The sequence below is a fragment of the Candidatus Clostridium eludens genome (assembly GCF_045310515.1).
GTDB lineage: Bacteria > Bacillota > Clostridia > Clostridiales > Clostridiaceae > Clostridium_B > Clostridium_B eludens.
The window spans coordinates 122,156-140,376 of the sequence record NZ_JBJHZX010000004.1; the positions used below are offsets into that span (position 1 = coordinate 122,156).

Consider the following 18,221-nt stretch of genomic DNA (forward strand, 5'->3'; position numbering starts at 1 on the left):
TATGCCAAATTTTTTTATTTATTAAGTTTTTTATATATTATATCTCCAATAGTTTGAAGTAACTGAACGATTATTACAAGTATTACTACAGTATAAATCATTATATTAGTTTGAAATCTATAATATCCGTAATTTACTGCCACATTTCCAAGTCCTCCTCCACCTACTGTACCAGCCATAGCAGAATAACCTACTATACTTATAACTGTAAGTGTTATTCCAAGTACTATAGATGGAAGAGCTTCTTTTAGCATAACTTTAAATATTATCTGAATATTGCTTGCCCCAAAAGATTTTGATGCCTCTATCACTCCAGGATCTACTTCCTTAAGCGAAGATTCAATTACTCTTGCTGCAAAAGGTGCTGCAGCAACAGTAAGAGGAACTATAGCAGCTGTAGTACCTATAGCTTTTCCCACTATAAGTTTTGTCAATGGAAAAATGGCTATCATAAGTATTATAAATGGAAATGACCTAAGCAAATTTACTATTACATCTAAAACTTTATAAACTGCTTTATTGGGTCTAAGACCTCCTGATTGTGTCACTATTAATAAAACTGCCGGTATAAATCCTATAATTACTGCAAACACTGTAGAAACTATTACCATATAAAAGGTTTGTCCTATGGCAGGAAATAATACCTCTTGAAATATTTGGCTGAAATTCATATCACTCTACCTCCCATACTACGTTTTTTGAAGAAAGATACTTACATATGACTTCCTTATCTTTTTCATTTATATTTATTACTAAACTTCCTAATACATTATCTCGAAATTTCTCGAGTTTCCCCCAGACTATGGAAAATTTTATATTCAGCTCTATGGCCATGGAAGTTATTAGATTATCCTGACTTATTTCTTTCGGAAAAAATATCCTTACATTTATACCTCTTTCAGGAAGTAATTTTTCATTTCCCAGTAATTTCTTTAAGTACTCTCCTGGCTTTAAGAATACTTCTTCTACCTCCCCCTCTACTTTTATCTCACCCTCATCAATGATTGATACTTTATTACATATTTCTTTTATTACTTCCATTTGGTGGGTTACTACAACTATAGTTAATTTAAATTCTCTATTTATCTTCTTTAAAAGTTCAAGTATAGATTTAGTAGTATTAGGATCTAAAGCAGAAGTGGCTTCATCACAAAGTAATATGCTGGGATTTAATGCAAGTGCCCTGGCAATAGCCACTCTTTGTTTTTGTCCCCCACTTAATTGTCTTGGCATACTTTCTGCTTTATCCTCAAGTCCCACTAAATTCAATAATTCTTTTACCCTATCTTTTATTTTCTTTTTGTCAAATCCCCATACTTCCAGTGGAAGTGATATATTGTCATATACATTTTTCCTATTTAACAAATTAAAATTTTGAAATATCATACCTAAGTCTTTTCTGAAAACTCTTATTTCTTTTCCTCTTAAGTCTTTTACTTCTTTGTCCATTATTTTTATACTTCCCGTATCATAAGTTTCAAGGCCATTTAAGCATCTAAGAAGTGTAGATTTCCCTGCTCCGCTCTGTCCCACTATTCCAAATATCTCCCCTTCTTCTATATTGAAACTTATATTTTTAAGTACAACTTTATTATCAAAACTCTTACCTACATTTTGAACACTTATCACTTAATACTCACCTTACCTTTATAAATAAAATTATGCAGAACTAAAAAAACCTGAGGAAAACCTCAGATTTAATATTTACACTACTTCTCTCATCTTTCAGCCTTCGCTGCAGGACTTAGCACCATTATACAATGTACTGGTTGCCGGGCTTCAACGGGCCTGTTCCCTCCGCCTCTCTTGATAAGTTCAAGATTTATATTTAATTGACGGCTTTAATTATATCAACTTAGATCTATAATGTCAATGGTGCCATTATCCATTGTTACAAAATACAAACTTTCTACATTCTATCCTTATAACATATTCCAACTGTTCCAGGCCCGGAATATACACCAACTATAGGACTTATCTGTCCTATCATATGTATATCTCCTACATTAGGCAATTCTGAAACCATATTATGAATTCTATCTGCATCTTCTCTGGCATTGCCATGTACTATATATACATCACATGAATTTTTGTTTAAAAAACCTTTACCTATTTCCAACATTTTATTTAGAGAGCGTTTTCTTCCTCTTACTTTATCATATGTACAACACACACCATAATTATCATCGAAATAAACAATAGGCTTTATATCTAAAATTTCTCCAATAGTACCAGATATTTTTCCTATACGTCCACCCTTTCTGGCATATTCCAGAGTTCCAAAGACAAAAAAGAAGTGCATTTTATTTTTTATTTTTGGTATGTTATTTACAATTTGATGAAAATTTTCACCCTTTTCAATAAGCTTACCGCACTCTTTTAAAATAATTCCTTCTCCAATAGATGTGGATTTAGAATCATATATATATGTTATCAATTTTTTATGTTTTTCACTTACTATCTTTAAAGCATTATATGTACCTGAAAGCCCACTTGAAATAACTACAGCAATTACATGAGTATAATTTTCTTCTTCCAGTCTCCCGTAAACCTTTTCCATATCTTCCATTGACGGCAGTGAAGATTTAGGAATTTCAATTTTCATATTATCATATATTTTCTCTGGAGTAATTTCTATTTTATCTATATATTCTCTATCTTCATATATAATTCTAAAGGAAAGGACATTTATATTATATTTATTTATAGTCTCTTCATCTATATCACATGCAGAATCTGTTAATAATGCAATCTTTTCCATAAAGTACCTCCATATATCTTTAGCTATTTAAATTATAATACATCACAAAACATTATTAAAACTATATTAACAGAATTTTGTATTATTTTTTAAGCTTATTTTAAGCTTTACCTATGAAAATATATTTAAACAGTAAATATATAATTACCATTAAATTTTAGAAAGGAAGATTTAAAAATATGATAAAAGTATTTTTTAAGAAAAATGTATTTAAAATTATCCTAATTCTTTTAATATTATTATCTGCACTTTTATGTATTTATAGTATAAAAAATTATAAGACCAGTACAAGTACAACACAAAATAGATTAGAACAATTTAATTCAAATAACGGTGAGAGGTCGCAAAGAAACAATGGTCAAAGAACATGGGGAAATACTAATTCAAATAAAAACACACCCAACGGAAACTTCAGGAATTTTTCCAAAAATAACGGTAAAACACCTGGTACTAATACGCAAATGCCTAGCGGAAATCAACAGAGAGGATTTATGTCTTCAAATAATAAATATGCCCCACTACTTACTCTGTACTTAATAATATTTTTCATATTATCCATTACAGCCATTTACTTTTTTAACCGTAAAAATTTCAGAATAAATAACGATAATGCAAAACTTCTTATTTTAGCACTGCTTTGTATAGGATTATTTCTGAGAGTTTCATTATCAACAGTTATAGAAGGATACGGAGGTGACATAAGTCTATTCAGAAGTTGGGCTTCCACTGCTGCAAATGGTCTATCTCAATTTTATGCAAACGCCAGATCCGCTGACTATCCTCCACTGTACATTTATGTACTATTTTTAATTGGAAAGATTGCAAAAATAAGTTCAATAACTCCATATTACACACTGCTTTTAAAGTTTCCTTCTATAATAGCAGATATTGCAACCTCCTATATAATATATAAACTGGCTAAAAAATATTTTTCTTTAGAAATGGGCATTTTTCTAAGTGTATTTTATATTTTCAATCCATGTATTTTTATAGATTCAGCCCTTTGGGGCCAGGTGGATTCTTTTTTCACTCTTTTTGTAGTTCTTTCTCTATTTTTACTATCAGAAGGAAAAATTGTTCTTTCCTCTATATTTTTTACCTCTACGGTACTTATGAAACCCCAGGGAATTATATTTCTTCCTGTACTGCTATTTGAGCTTGTAAGGGAGAAAAATTTAAAGACTATTTTAAAGTGTATAGTCTCATGTGTTGTAACAGCTTTAGTTATTATACTTCCATTCTCCTTTAATCAAAGTGGCTTATGGATTTTCAAGTTATATGCAAGTACCATATCAGAGTATCCTTATGCCTCTGTAAATGGTTTTAACTTATTTAACTTACTTGGCGGAAATTATAAAGACATTTCAAATACATTGTTTATATTTAGTTATAAGATTTGGGGAATAATAGCCATTATAGCAATTACAGTATTCTCCTGGTATATTTACATCAAGGGAAAAAACAGAATATTTATCTTTTCCTGTGCACTTGTACAAATTGCTGGAGTCTTTACTTTTTCCACGGGAATGCATGAAAGATATTTACTTCCTGCCGCAGTATTGTCAATTTTATCTTTTATATACTTAAAAGACAAAAGACTACTTACAATACTTGCAGGATACACTATTACTATCTACACTAACATCTATTCCGTGCTTTTTGGAAGTTTAAGAGGTATGAATTCCAACTCACACAGCTTAATAACTGACGGAACTAGTATATTAAACATAATTCTGTTCATATATCTTATAAAAATATTAGTTGACATAGCCATTAAGAAAAAAGGATTCAATCCGGAATCTTTTGACATAAAATTTTATTAATAATAACCTTCTTTTTACAGAAAGGAATGTTTTAAAACATTCCTTTCTCAATGTTATAATAAACCTTCCGGTTCCCTATATTCCAGTTTCAAACTCTCTGCCACCCCTTTATAAGTTACAAATCCTTTATAGACATTAAGTCCCTTCAAAAGAGATTTATCATCCAGCATTGCTCTCTCCATTCCCTTATTAGCTATATCCTCTAAATAAGGAAGGGTAGAGCTGGTAAGAGCATAGGTAGACGTCCTTGATACAGCTCCAGGCATATTAGATACGGAATAATGAATTACCCCAAACTTCTCATAACATGGATTATCATGAGTTGTAGCTTTATCTATAGTTTCTATAGAACCCCCTTGATCAATAGCCACGTCAACTATTACAGCTCCTTTTTTCATACTCCTAACCATTTCTTCGGTAACAATCTTGGGCGCCTTTGAACCTGTTACCAATACCGCTCCCACTAAAAGATCCGCCTTTTTAACCATTTCTGCCACATTAAACTCATTACAAACAAGGGTGGACAATCTGCCATTAAATATATCATCTATATAAGCTAATCTATCTTTATTTATATCAAGTATTGTGACCTTTGCACCAAGTCCCAAAGCCATTTTAGCAGCATTCGTTCCTACACCACCAGCTCCAATAATTACAACTTCACCTGGCAGCACCCCTGGAACCCCGCCAAGTAATACACCAGCCCCGCCATTATATTCCTGTAGTAGATTTGCTCCTATCTGTATAGACATTTTTCCTGCTACTTCACTCATAGGAGTAAGCAGTGGAAGGCTTCCATTATTGAGCTGTACAGTTTCATAAGCTATGGCTGTAATTTTCTTTTTAATCAGCAATTCCGTAAGTGGTGCATTTGCAGCAAGATGAAGATAGGTAAATAAAATCTGATTTTCTTTAAAAAGTTCATATTCTTCTTCTATTGGTTCTTTTACCTTTACTATTACATCTGAATTTTTAAATACTTCTATATTTTCATCTACTATTTTACCGCCCACATCTTTATAATCCTTATCTTCTATTCCGCTTCCTACTCCTGCGGATTTCTCTATTATTACTTTGTGGCCGCTTTTCACTAAAGCATGTACTCCTGCAGGTGTTATGGCCACCCTATTTTCGTTATTTTTCAATTCTTTAGGCACTCCTATAACCACTATATATTCCCCCTATATTTATTTAATTTCGTCAGGTACTATAGAATAATTATTTTTAATTGTAGAAAGTGTAACTATGGTTTTAGTCTTTTGGACTCCACTAATGCATTTTATTTTATTTAGAACTTTTTCAAGAGTTTCTGTATTTTCCGTAATAATTTTCAATGCATAATCAAAGTCACCAGCTAAATAATGACACTCAATAATTTCATTCTGATTTTTAATAATTTCTATAAATTTGTCGATAAACGTTGGATTCTCAAGACTTACAAACATTATGACCATAATGTCCTTATTAAATTTTTTATTGTTAATAATTATTGTATATTTTTCAATTAATCCTGAAGCATCCAATTTTTTTAATCTATCACTTACTGCAGGTATTGATAGATTAATTTTACTGCTCATTTCTGAAACTGAAATTCTAGAATTTTGCTGCAGCAACTTTAGCATTTTAATATCGATATTATCCATACTAATCCTCTCTTGAATTATCTTAAATTTATTAAGCAAATTATAATATATATATTAAAAAAATTAAATACGTTTTCCATAAGTACATAAAAAATAAGGTTAAAAAATTTTTAACCTTATTTTTTTAATTTATAAATATTCAATTATGAATCTAACTTAAATATTTTAGGCATCTGAAAAGATTTAGCATGCAATGCTAAATTTTAAAAGTGTTAATTGCCTGTAAAAATTTATCAATATGCTTTTCTGTATGTTTAGTATTTAAAAATATGGCTTCAAATTGTGAGGGTGCAATATAAATGCCCTGATTAAGCATATGCTGGAAAAATGCAGCAAAAATAACAGTATCACATTTCTTTGCATCTTTATAATCTTTAACTTCTGAATCATTAGTAAAAAATATAGAAAACATTGCTCCGCACCTATTAATTACCATAGGTAACTTATTATTTTTTGATATTTGCTCTATGCCCTGCTCTAACTTTGTACCAAGTTTTTCAAAACTCACATAATATTCAGGATTTTCCTTTAATTTTTTCAGTGTTGCAAGTCCTGCAGCCATTACAACTGGATTACCTGACATAGTTCCAGCCTGATAAACAGGTCCTATAGGGGAAAGCTTTTGCATTATATCTTTTCCACCACCATAAGCACCACAAGGCAGGCCCCCGCCTATAATTTTTGCAAAAGTAGTTATATCAGGTTTTATACCATACAAACTCTGAGCACCTTTATAAGCAACCCTAAATCCACTCATTACCTCGTCAAAAATAAGTAAACTTCCGTATTCATCACAAACCTGCCTTAACCCCTTTAAAAATTCTATTTTTCCTGGAATTACTCCCATATTTCCAGCCACAGGTTCCACTATAATTGCTGCAATATCTTTACCATACTTTTCAAAAATATTTTTTACATTCTCAATATTATTATATTCAGCTATAAGAGTATTTTTTATACTGTCTTCCGGAACTCCTGCACTTCCTGGAATTCCCTCTGTCATAACTCCCGAACCTGCTTCCACAAGGAAATCATCAAAATGGCCATGATAACATCCTGCAAATTTTATTATTTTATTTTTCTGCGTATAGCCTCTGGCAAGTTTTACTGCACTCATAGTAGCTTCCGTGCCTGAATTCACCATTCTAATCATTTCCACATTATCTACAGTAGTACATATGTATTTAGCAAGTTCTAATTCAATCTCCGTAGTAGCTCCAAAAGATATAGCATTTTCACTTGTATGTTTTATGGCTTTTACTACATCTTCATCACAATGTCCCAAAATCATAGGCCCCCAGGAACACACAAAATCTATGTACTCATTATCGTCCTCATCATATATATAGGCACCTTTACCCCTTTTTATCACAGGCGGATTTAAAGGTACATCTTTAAACGCTCTTACAGGACTATTTACTCCACCAGGCATATACAATTTTGATTCTTCAAATATCAGATCATTTCTCAATTTCGTATCCTCCTTACAAAAATGCTATTTTAAGCATCTGAGAATAAAATTATTTTCATTATAACATTATTTTAGGAATAATCAACCACTTTTAAGCAGGCCTTCACCTAGAATAGCCTGCTTAAAATACCTTTTTAAATTTACTTTACACTGCCTTTCAAATCATATAACACTTCTGAATTCATGCCGCCAAATCCATTGGAGCGATTTTGCTGTAAATTTTCATTTTGTCCATTATTGCTAACTTTATTATCCTCATTATTTGAATTTTGTATTTTTGAATCCATAGTTTCACTGTTAGAGCTATTTGATTCCCTCCACTGGCTTTCCGGAACCACTTTACCATTTTTCTCTACCCAATTCATAATGTCATCCATGGAACCTCTTCCCATTCCTCCTGTAAGTACATATCTAACTTGTCCATTTTTAACCAATTCTTTAAACTTATCTAAAGTAATTATCTTATCAGAGCCCATAAATCCACCTAATGCCATTACACCTTTACCAGTTTGTAGTACTATATTTTCGGCAGAAGTAGCATTTGAAACCACAAGAATGTATTTTTCATCCGTAGTATTCTTCTCAAGGAACTTTATGAGTTTATCATTGTTACCACTGCCCTCAGGACCTCTTCCTCCCATCATAAAATTATTCGATTGATTATTTGATAGAAGCTCCAATCCTGCTGAAGGCATAGTACCATTCATCTTATACTTTATAGTGGCAGCAGATCCAATAGCAGGAGTTATTAAAACTCCTATAAAAGCAAGAGCTGTCAATGCTTTTCCCAATTTTATGTTCCAAGCCTGTTCCAAATTACCCTTCTTAACTATCTTATATATTATAAGCAGTACAGATGATGCAAAACACAGTACTAGAGAAGATACAACCACAGTTTTAATTGCAGAGGATATATTACTGTAATAAGATAGCATTAAAAGCTGTACTAATCCATCCACAATAAGAGATATAGGTAATAAAATCCACCTTATATTCATACTCTTTTCTTTATAAAGTTTCCACATGGAGGTAATTCCTATTCCTGATAAGGCTGCAATAGGTGGAGCCATCATGGTTAAATAATATTGATGGAATAAGCCCTTGGTATAACTGAAATATAAAAATTCAGGAACAAGCCAGAAAATCCATAATATTAAATCTAGTTTCTTTCTATTATCAAAAGGAAACTTCAGCTTTTCCACTATTGCTCCTGCAATAAACCCAAATATAGCTAAAGGTAAAAACCACACTATTTGATCTGATAGAATATTTTTAGAGAACAACCTGGTAATGCCTGATTCTGTCTGTCCTCCAAAGTTTCCTGCCATTGCTCCCTGACCGCCTCTTCCTCCAGGCATCTGACCTTCTGATAATTTCATTCCCTCTGGAATATTGCCATTTCCACCTGGGAAATTAGGCATATTTCCATTTTGACTGCCCCTTGCAGCATTTTGTCTATTAGCCCAATTTCCATTTTGATTTTGTCTGCCATATATATTATCATTTCTATTTCTAAATTCCCCTGATGCTTGTCTTCCGCCCATGCCGCCCATACCACTATTATTAAATCTCTCAACTCCATTATGTCCCACTATAAGTTCCATAACAGTATTATTTGTACTGCTTCCCACATAAGGTCTATACTGTGCAGGCACCAAATCCACTATTACTGCCCAGGATAATGATACTACAGCAAGTACAACTGTACCTGCAACCAGATGTTTTATCCTCTGTTTCACAGGTACAGCTGAGGAAATGAGGTAAGTTACATATACTGCCGGTACAATCATATAAGCCTGAAGCATCTTTATATTAAATCCTATACCTACAAAAACCAAACTTATTATAAGATATTTAAACCTACCTTTTTCTGCGGCCTTAGAAAGAAACACACAGGCAATAAGAAGCATCATAACCAAAAGATTATCTATAGTATTATTTCTACTGGCAGCTACAAAAACGGGAGTAACAGCAAGACAAAGAGCTGAAATAGTTCCAGCTGTATTTCCAAAAGACTTCTTCACTATATAATATATAAGTCCAACGGATATAACCCCTGCAAGAGCCTGGGGAAACATTATGCTCCAGCCGCTAAATCCAAATATTTTTGCTGAAATAGTCTGTATCCAAAAACCTAAAGGAGGTTTATCAATAGACACAAATCCTGAAGGATCAAAAGACACAAAGAAAAAATTCTTAAAATTTATAAGCATACTTTTTACGCCTGCAGCATAATACTCATTTCCATATCCCTCTATAGTTAAGTTTGCAAAATTTAATACAGCAGATAAAACTAAAATTATTGCTATTGGAAACTTTTCTTTTGTAAATTTTATCTTTTTCATACACATTCCTCCTTTTAACTGAATACCCAAAGCTTATATAATAAAAAATTTATAATTTGAGCTATAAAAGTGACAATTACTTTTGATATATACACATTTATACTAAAATCATTTACTAAAAATTTTATACATAATACTGTAACTATAAGAGAACAAATATTAACTGCAACAAATTGAATTAATTCATGGTGTACCTCCTTATCAGAAGCTTTACCTTCAAATGTCCATTTTCTATTAAATATAAAACTATTTATAACTCCAAAGCTATATCCTAATACCTGGCTTATAGTATAATGTATACCAAATAAACTTTCACATATAGTAAATACACAAAAGTCTATCAGGGTATTCAATACTCCTGTAACAGAGAAACGACTTAGAGCTTTAAGTCTACCATTAAAAATACTATCCGCTGCCTTAGTTAACTGGCTCATGATTTTTCTCTACATTTGTATTATTTATGACACTTTCAATAATATAATTAGGTCGTCCTTTACTTTCATCGAAAATTCTACCTATATACTGACCAATTATGCCCATACAACTTAGCATTACACCAAACATAATTAAGTCAATAGATATAACAAAAGTGAAATTTACTATATTTGCTCCGCCAGTTAAGTGCTTTATAATATCCATAATCATAGTGATTATTCCAATAAAGAAAGATATTGTTCCCAGATATCCTGAAATCATCAGGGGTTTATATGAAAATGAGGTTATACCATCAAAAGCCAATTTCATCATCTTTTTAATAGGATATTTGCTGTCTCCTGCAAATCTTTCCTGTCTTACAAATTCTACAAAAGTCTGTTTGTATCCCACCCAACTTACAAGACCTCTCACATACCTATTTTTCTCCGGCAGTGAACTTAAACTATTACACACTTTCCTATCTATAAGTCTGAAATCTCCTGTATCTACGGGAATACTAATACTAGTCATGCTCTTTAATAACCTGTAGAAAGCCCTAGCTGTAAATTTCTTAAAAAAAGATTCTCCTTTTCTTTTTATCCTCTTTCCGTATACAACATCATAGCCCTGTTTCCATTTTTTAATCATTTCAAGGATAACTTCTGGAGGATCTTGAAGATCCGCATCTATTACAACTATTGCCTCCCCCATAGAAACTTCCATTCCTGCAGTTATAGCACATTGATGTCCAAAATTTCTCGAAAAATTAACAAGCTTTATATTTTTATCCCTAATGCATATCTGCCCTACTTTTTTCCGTGTATTATCACCGCTCCCATCATTTACAAATATAATCTCATAACTTTCTAAGGTAGCATCCATTACTTCTTTTAATCTTTTATAAGTTTCATCAATAACTAATTCTTCATTATATAAAGGTACTACTATAGAATAAATAATACTGTTATACATTTACCTCACCTCATATTTAGTTTAATATAATTTTTATATTTGAACCTTAAAAAACACTTAAAAATATAATTAATAAATGTAAACTAAATTTAAACATATAGTATATAATTTCATAATTTACCTGGATATGTATGAAACATTGTGCATATTTGAGATTTATCGTATATTATTAGTAGATAGTTTATAGTATTGTTACTAAAAATTTTCAAAGATTTAAAATTTACTAAGTATAATTTTATATAAGATATATCCTATGATAAGGAGTGAACTACTATGAGATTGCTTTTAATTGAAGATGAAGTTATGCTTTCAGATGCCCTGGTCTATATATTAAAAAAAAATAATTATAATGTAGATACAGCTTATGATGGAATTAAAGGTCAAGAAATGGCAGAAAGCCAAATATATGATGTTATAATACTAGATAGAATGCTTCCCGGAAAGAATGGATTAGATATTTTAAAAGATATCAGAAATAAAGGCATTGGCACCCCTGTAATTATACTAACAGCCATGGATTCTGTCAGCAACAGAGTTGAAGGATTAGACCATGGTGCCGATGATTATTTAATCAAACCTTTTTCTAAAGATGAGCTTTTGGCAAGAATACGTGCACTAGGAAGGAGACGCATAGATTTTATTCAAGACGAAACCATTAAGCTGGCCTCCTTAACTTTTGATCCTCTAAGGGGAGAAGTTCAGTATAAAGGAACTAAAATTAAACTTACCACTAAGGAGTCCCAGCTTTTAGAGCTTTTAGCCCGCAATAAAAATCAAGTACTAACAAAAGATCAAATATTAGACAGGGTTTGGGGCCCTGATTCCGATGTAGAAATGAATAACAACATTGAAGTGTATTTTTCCTACCTTAGAAAAAAACTTAGAAAGCTAAATTCCGATGTCATCATAGAAACTATAAGGGGCATAGGTTATTGTCTAAAAGAGGTTTAAATTATGTTTCGAAAATTAAAAATAGAACTAGTTCTAATTAATTTAATATTAACAGGCTTAGTACTAATAACTATATTTTCCGGTGTATACATATTAATGGAAAGGAGCTTTGAACGCTCTTCATACATGCACATGCTTAAAACATCACAAATGGAAAATATTCCTCCCCATGGACCTCCCGACAAGGAGTTGACATCATCTGAAAGTTTTTTTATTAAAATAGATAAAACAGGTAAAATTAAAGAACCTTCCCCAAATTGTACATTATCTGAAGAGGCATCTTATAATATAATAAAAAATATTCTTCATAATAAAAATCCAGAGGGTACAGTTACATACGGAAGCTTTAATTTAAGATACCTTAAAGTTCCTAAACATTACGGATTTATTATAGTTTTTCAGGATAAATCCTTTGACAACGAAGTATTAAGACGTCTAATTATTATATCTGCATTAGTTTGTATAGGAAGTCTCATACTAGTATTTATAATAAGCTTATTTCTAGCCAATATATCCCTAAGGCCTATTATAGGCACCTGGAAAAAGCAGCAGGATTTTGTTGCAGATGCTTCCCATGAACTTCGCACTCCCCTTGCAGTTATAACTACTAACCTTGACATAGTTTTAGATAACAGGAACGAAACTGTAGAAAGTCAAAACAAGTGGTTAGGAAACATTAAACTAGAAACAAGTAGAATGACTAAACTTATAGAAGATCTTCTTTTTCTTGTAAGGTCAGACTCACATAACATAACATTGTGTAATTCTTCCTTTGATTTAGGTAATGCAATTACTGAATCAATAATACCCTTTGAAGCAGTTTGCATAAAACATAAAATAGCTATTACATCCAATATACAACAAAAAGTAATTTTTTCAGGAAATGAAGGACGTATTAAGCAGCTTGTAGCTATTCTTATGGATAATGCAATAAAACATACCATGGAAAAGGGTTCTATAGAAATAAAAATGTACACTATAAAAAATAAAATCGAGTTGATGGTATCTGATACAGGGGAAGGTATCTCAGAAGAATATCTTGATAAAATTTTCGAAAGGTTTTATAAGGTTGATAAATCCCGTTCAAATAGAAATGGTAATTTTGGATTGGGTTTGTCTATAGCAAAGTCTATAGTTAAGGAGCATAAAGGAACTATAGCTGTATCAAGTACTGTAGGTAAAGGCTCTGTATTTAAAATCATACTCCCATTTAATTAAATTTGGTTTCATATGGTGTTATAAATTATAACACCATATTTACTTACAACTTGCAAATATCTTAATAACATATAAAAATTCCTTTACATTTTCACACCATTATCCTCAGATTTCAACTTAAGAAGCAATTTCAAGGCGGAATTGGACATAACTTGAACCCCGTATAGTAATGCTATTTCATCTATATCATATTTAGGATGATGCTGGGGATAAATAATACCCTTTTCTGGATTTCCCACACCTATAAAAATAAAACACCCTGGTATTTTTTGTAAATAATAAGAAAAATCTTCACTGCTCATACAAGGCTTTACTTCATGTGCTCCACCTCCCATTACTTCCTTACCTGCTTCCAGCACAATATCAGTAATTTTAGGGTCATTATTAAGAACATAGGTACATACAATTCTATCAAGTTTGCAGTGGGCTCCTGTCATATCACATATGTGTTTTACAATTTTTTTGATATGCATAAGCACTTTTTTTCGTACATCTTCATCAAGGGATCTAATAGTTCCTTTTAATACAGCTTTTCCTGCTATGGCATTATATATATGGCCTGACTGAAATACACCTACTGATACCACAGCCTGCTTCATAGGATCTATATCCCTCCCTACAATTGTATTTAGAGCAACTACTATTTGGGAGGCTGTTAATATTGAATCTATAGTTTGGTGGGGCATAGAAGCATGCCCTGCTTTTCCTTCAATAACTATTATAAACTCATCACTGGCTGCCATTACAGGCCCCTTGGATATTCCTATTGTTCCAATTTCAAGAGGCTGCCACAGGTGAGATCCTATAATAGCATCTACTCCTTCTAGGCCTCCATCTTTTATGATAGCTTCTGCCCCTGAACCGTCAGCTATCTCTTCTTCACTAGGCTGAAATATAAATCTTAAAGTGCCTTCAATTCTATGACGAATATCACACAAAACTTTTATAACACCTATAAGCATGGCAGTATGTCCATCATGTCCGCATGCATGACATGCACCTTTATTTTTAGATCTATAAACTTTACTAATTTCATCATCTATAGCTAAAGCATCTATATCTGCTCGGATTGCTATGGTTTTTCCAGGCTTTGCACCTTTTAGTTCTGCAATGACACCAGTTCCACCTGCTTTTCTAATATTTAAATCTAATCCATTTAATACATCAATTATTTTTTTTTGAGTATTAAATTCTTTCTTACTAACTTCAGGGTACGTGTGAAAATATCTTCTTAATTCTACTACTTCGGAATAATATTTATTCGCCAGATCTTTTATTTCTTCAATTTCTTCAATTTCTTCAATTCTCCCCAGTTGTTCCATAATTATATAAACCCTCCCCATTTACATTGCCTTTTGCTCAAGGTATCTTTAATCTGTCATTTATTTCCACACACTAAATCTATTTGTACTCTGAAAACACTTCCAATTCACTGTCATGTATATTTTTCTTCTTAACATAGGTCATAGCTCTAAAAGTATCTAATGATGTTATAACCTCTATATTTCTTTCCACAGCTAATCGTCTTATATGGAATCCATCTCTTGTGGAATCATTTCCCTTAGTAGGTGTATTTATTACTAAATCTACTTCCTCGTTTTTTATAACATCTATTATATTAGGTCCTTTTTCTTTCATTTTTCTAACTTCTTTAACCTGAATCCCATTATCCCTTAAAAGTTTTGCCGTATTCTTGGTAGCTATAAATTTAATACCCAATTTGTGAATTTCTTTAGCTATAGGTAAAAATTCCTGTTTGTCATGATCCCCTATAGTTGCAAGTATTACCCCATTTTTCATATTAAAAAACATATCTGCTGCCATAAGTCCTTTATAAAGTGCCCCCTCAAGGGTCCTTGACACTCCTAAAACTTCTCCTGTTGATCTCATTTCAGGTCCCAAGGAAACCTCTACATTCGGAAGTTTTTCTGTGGAAAACACAGGAACCTTAACTGCCACTATGCCTGGCTCTCTGAAAATTCCAACTCCATATCCAAGATCCCTTAATTTTTCACCAAGCATTACTCTAGTAGCAATATCAACTATAGGCACATTACTTACCTTACTTATGTAAGGAACTGTTCTTGACGCTCTAGGATTTACTTCTATAACATAAAGATTTTCCTCATATTCTATAAATTGAATATTTATCATACCTTTTATTCCTATACCTAAAGACAACCTTACAGTATAATCTAAAACTTTTTTTCTTATATCCTCGGTTAGATTCTGGCCAGGATACATAGTTATACTATCTCCTGAATGTACACCAGCTCTTTCTAGATGTTCCATGATCCCAGGTATAAGTACATCTTCACCATCACATATGGCATCTACTTCTATTTCCTTACCCATTAAATATTTGTCTATTAATATAGGATTCTTCCTATCTTTATTAAAAGCCATAGACAGATAATATGCAAGTTCTTTCTCAGTGTAAGTTATTTCCATTCCCTGACCACCAAGTACATAAGATGGCCTTACAAGTACAGGAAATCCTAACTTTTTCCCCTCTTTCAGTCCCTCATCTATAGTCCATACTCCTTTTCCTTTAGGTCTTTTAATATTTAGTTTCTCAAGAAGCTCGTCAAATTTTTCCCTATCTTCAGCCATATCTATTTGATCCGCAGTAGTACCCAATGTAACTATATTTTTTTCCTTTAAAAATTCAGCCAATTTTATGGCAGTTTCTCCCCCAAATTGCAGTATAACACCATATGGCTTTTCTTTGTCTAATATACTTAACACATCTTCTTCTGTTATAGGCTCAAAGTATAGTTTATCCGAAATATCAAAGTCTGTACTCACAGTTTCCGGATTGTTATTTATTATTATAGTCTCTATTCCAAGTTTTCTAAGTATTTTTATACAGTGTACCGAAGCATAATCAAATTCTATACCCTGTCCTATTCTAATAGGTCCCGAACCTATTACAACAACTTTTTTATTGGCGGAAACTTCCACTTCATCATATTCCTCATAAGTAGAATAATAATAAGGAGAAAGGGCTTCAAACTCTCCTGCACATGTATCTACCATCTTATATGAAGGAGTTATATTCCATATTTTTCTAAGTTTATAAACTTCATCTGGAGAAACTTTCAGCATATCCGCTATTCCCTTGTCAGAGAATCCTTTTTTCTTCAGCATAACAAACCAGTCTTTGTTTATATCGCTTATACTGCTGCATTTTAATTTTTCCTCTTCATTTATAATCCACTCAAATTTACTTATAAAAAATTTATCTATGCCTGTGATTTCAGATAGTTTTTCAACTTTGTATTTTCGCCTTAATAGTTCTGACAGGGCAAATATTCTTTCATCATCTGGATATGCTATTCTATTTTTGAGTTCGTCCATACTTAAAGCTTTAAACTTTTTGTAATCCAAAGAATAAGTTCCTATTTCAAGAGATCTTATTCCCTTTAAAAATGCAGCTTCAAAATTGCTTCCTATAGCCATTATTTCACCTGTAGCCATCATTTTTGTTCCAAGTTCTCTCCCTGCTCCCTGAAATTTATCAAAAGGCCACTTAGGAATTTTTATTACTACATAATCAAGTGAAGGCTCAAAACAAGCATAAGTTTTTTCAGTAACTGCATTTTTTATTTCATCCAGACCATATCCTAGTGCTATTTTAGCTGCCACTTTTGCAATAGGATACCCTGTGGCTTTTGAGGCAAGGGCTGATGAACGGCTAACCCTAGGATTTATCTCTATGACTACATATTCAAAGGAATGCGGATTTAGGGCCAACTGAACATTACATCCACCTTCTATTTCAACTTCATTTATTATGTCAATAGAAGCAGTTCTAAGCATTTGATATTCTTTATCTGATAAAGTCTGGCTTGGAGCTACAACTATACTGTCTCCTGTATGTATCCCTACCGGATCTATATTTTCCATGTTACATACAGTTATACAATTTCCAAGACTATCTCTCATAACTTCATATTCTATTTCTTTCCACCCTTTTATGCTCTTTTCAAGTAATACCTGACCTATGGAACTAAGTTCTAATCCAGATTCCAGTATACTTTTAAGTTCTTCTTCATTTTCTGCTATTCCCCCTCCTGTGCCTCCAAGGGTATAGGCAGGTCTTACTATAACAGGATAACCTATTTTTTGTGCAAATCTCATACCACTTTCTATATCCGTAACTATATCACTTTCCACAACCGGTTGATTTATTTTATTCATGGTATCTCTAAAAAGTTCTCTATCCTCACCCTTTTTTATAGATCCTATAGAAGTGCCTATTATTTTTACATTATATTTTTCAAGTATTTTATTATCGTATAATTCAACAGTAAGATTCAGTGCCGTTTGACCACCCATTCCTGCTAAAAGACTGTCAGGTCTTTCCTTCTCTATAACTTTTTCTATAAATTCTACTGTAAGTGGTTCTATATAAACTTTATCGGCTACTTCCCTATCTGTCATGATAGTAGCAGGATTGCTATTTACAAGTACAACCTCCACGCCTTCCTCCCTTAGTGATTCACATGCCTGGGTTCCCGAATAATCAAATTCTGCCGCCTGTCCTATTATTATAGGCCCTGAACCTATTACCAAAACTTTTTTAATATTTTTATTTAAAGGCATATAACCTTGCTCCCT

General features: G+C 32.2%; 14 protein-coding genes and 1 riboswitch. Of the genes, 3 read left to right on the plus strand and 11 right to left on the minus strand.

The window, feature by feature from the left end; genetic code table 11:
• Nucleotides 1-14: 14 nt before the first annotated feature.
• The 3 genes from ACJDU8_RS04060 to ACJDU8_RS04070 form a co-directional block, all read right to left on the minus strand.
• Entirely contained in the window at nt 15-671 is a 657-nt protein-coding gene (locus ACJDU8_RS04060) for a methionine ABC transporter permease (RefSeq protein ID WP_406790873.1), read from the minus strand.
• A 1-nt stretch (nt 672) separates the two neighbouring features.
• On the minus strand, nt 673-1,629 hold the full coding sequence (locus tag ACJDU8_RS04065; protein ID WP_406790874.1) for a methionine ABC transporter ATP-binding protein: 957 nt from the start codon (nt 1,627-1,629) through the stop codon (nt 673-675).
• Nucleotides 1,630-1,715: 86 nt separating this feature from the next.
• Nucleotides 1,716-1,816, minus strand: a riboswitch (SAM riboswitch).
• A gap of 93 nt (nt 1,817-1,909) precedes the next feature.
• The gene (locus tag ACJDU8_RS04070) at nt 1,910-2,761 is read right to left on the minus strand and encodes a DegV family protein (protein ID WP_406790875.1); all 852 of its coding nucleotides are present in this window, start codon (nt 2,759-2,761) and stop codon (nt 1,910-1,912) included.
• Nucleotides 2,762-2,940: 179 nt separating this feature from the next.
• Between ACJDU8_RS04070 and ACJDU8_RS04075 the strand changes: the two genes are divergently transcribed.
• On the plus strand, nt 2,941-4,584 hold the full coding sequence (locus ACJDU8_RS04075) for a hypothetical protein (RefSeq protein WP_406790876.1): 1,644 nt from the start codon (nt 2,941-2,943) through the stop codon (nt 4,582-4,584).
• 53 nt (nt 4,585-4,637) lie between these two features.
• On the opposite strand, the gene ald is transcribed toward ACJDU8_RS04075, so the two are convergent.
• From ald to ACJDU8_RS04105, 6 genes are all read right to left on the minus strand, one after another.
• Nucleotides 4,638-5,753 carry an alanine dehydrogenase gene (gene ald / locus ACJDU8_RS04080; protein WP_406790877.1) on the minus strand — a complete coding sequence of 372 codons (1,116 nt, stop codon included), beginning with the start codon at nt 5,751-5,753 and terminating at the stop codon, nt 4,638-4,640.
• An 18-nt stretch (nt 5,754-5,771) separates the two neighbouring features.
• The gene (locus tag ACJDU8_RS04085; RefSeq protein ID WP_406790878.1) at nt 5,772-6,227 is read right to left on the minus strand and encodes an Lrp/AsnC family transcriptional regulator; all 456 of its coding nucleotides are present in this window, start codon (nt 6,225-6,227) and stop codon (nt 5,772-5,774) included.
• A gap of 196 nt (nt 6,228-6,423) precedes the next feature.
• A complete protein-coding gene (hemL, locus tag ACJDU8_RS04090; RefSeq protein ID WP_406790879.1) occupies nt 6,424-7,698 on the minus strand; it encodes a glutamate-1-semialdehyde 2,1-aminomutase in 1,275 nt (424 codons plus the stop codon).
• A gap of 140 nt (nt 7,699-7,838) precedes the next feature.
• Nucleotides 7,839-10,043, minus strand: a complete 2,205-nt coding sequence (locus tag ACJDU8_RS04095) for a glycosyltransferase family 39 protein (protein WP_406790880.1) — start codon at nt 10,041-10,043, stop codon at nt 7,839-7,841.
• Nucleotides 10,044-10,057: 14 nt separating this feature from the next.
• Entirely contained in the window at nt 10,058-10,477 is a 420-nt protein-coding gene (locus tag ACJDU8_RS04100; RefSeq protein ID WP_406790881.1) for a GtrA family protein, read from the minus strand.
• Entirely contained in the window at nt 10,461-11,429 is a 969-nt protein-coding gene (locus tag ACJDU8_RS04105; RefSeq protein WP_406790882.1) for a glycosyltransferase family 2 protein, read from the minus strand. The genes ACJDU8_RS04100 and ACJDU8_RS04105 overlap by 17 nt, the downstream gene beginning before the upstream one ends.
• Before the next feature lie 273 nt (nt 11,430-11,702).
• Between ACJDU8_RS04105 and ACJDU8_RS04110 the strand changes: the two genes are divergently transcribed.
• Together ACJDU8_RS04110 and ACJDU8_RS04115 are read left to right on the plus strand one after the other, a co-directional pair.
• Entirely contained in the window at nt 11,703-12,380 is a 678-nt protein-coding gene (locus ACJDU8_RS04110) for a response regulator transcription factor (protein WP_406790883.1), read from the plus strand.
• Between the two features lie 3 nt (nt 12,381-12,383).
• Complete coding sequence (locus ACJDU8_RS04115; protein ID WP_406790884.1) at nt 12,384-13,598, plus strand: sensor histidine kinase; 1,215 nt, start codon at nt 12,384-12,386, stop codon at nt 13,596-13,598.
• An 83-nt stretch (nt 13,599-13,681) separates the two neighbouring features.
• Here the strand turns inward: ACJDU8_RS04115 and ACJDU8_RS04120 are convergent, their stop codons facing one another.
• Both ACJDU8_RS04120 and carB read right to left on the minus strand, forming a co-directional pair.
• Nucleotides 13,682-14,920, minus strand: a complete 1,239-nt coding sequence (locus ACJDU8_RS04120; RefSeq protein WP_406790885.1) for a M20 metallopeptidase family protein — start codon at nt 14,918-14,920, stop codon at nt 13,682-13,684.
• A gap of 79 nt (nt 14,921-14,999) precedes the next feature.
• Nucleotides 15,000-18,206 carry a carbamoyl-phosphate synthase large subunit gene (gene carB / locus ACJDU8_RS04125; protein ID WP_406790886.1) on the minus strand — a complete coding sequence of 1,069 codons (3,207 nt, stop codon included), beginning with the start codon at nt 18,204-18,206 and terminating at the stop codon, nt 15,000-15,002.
• Nucleotides 18,207-18,221 lie beyond the last annotated feature (15 nt).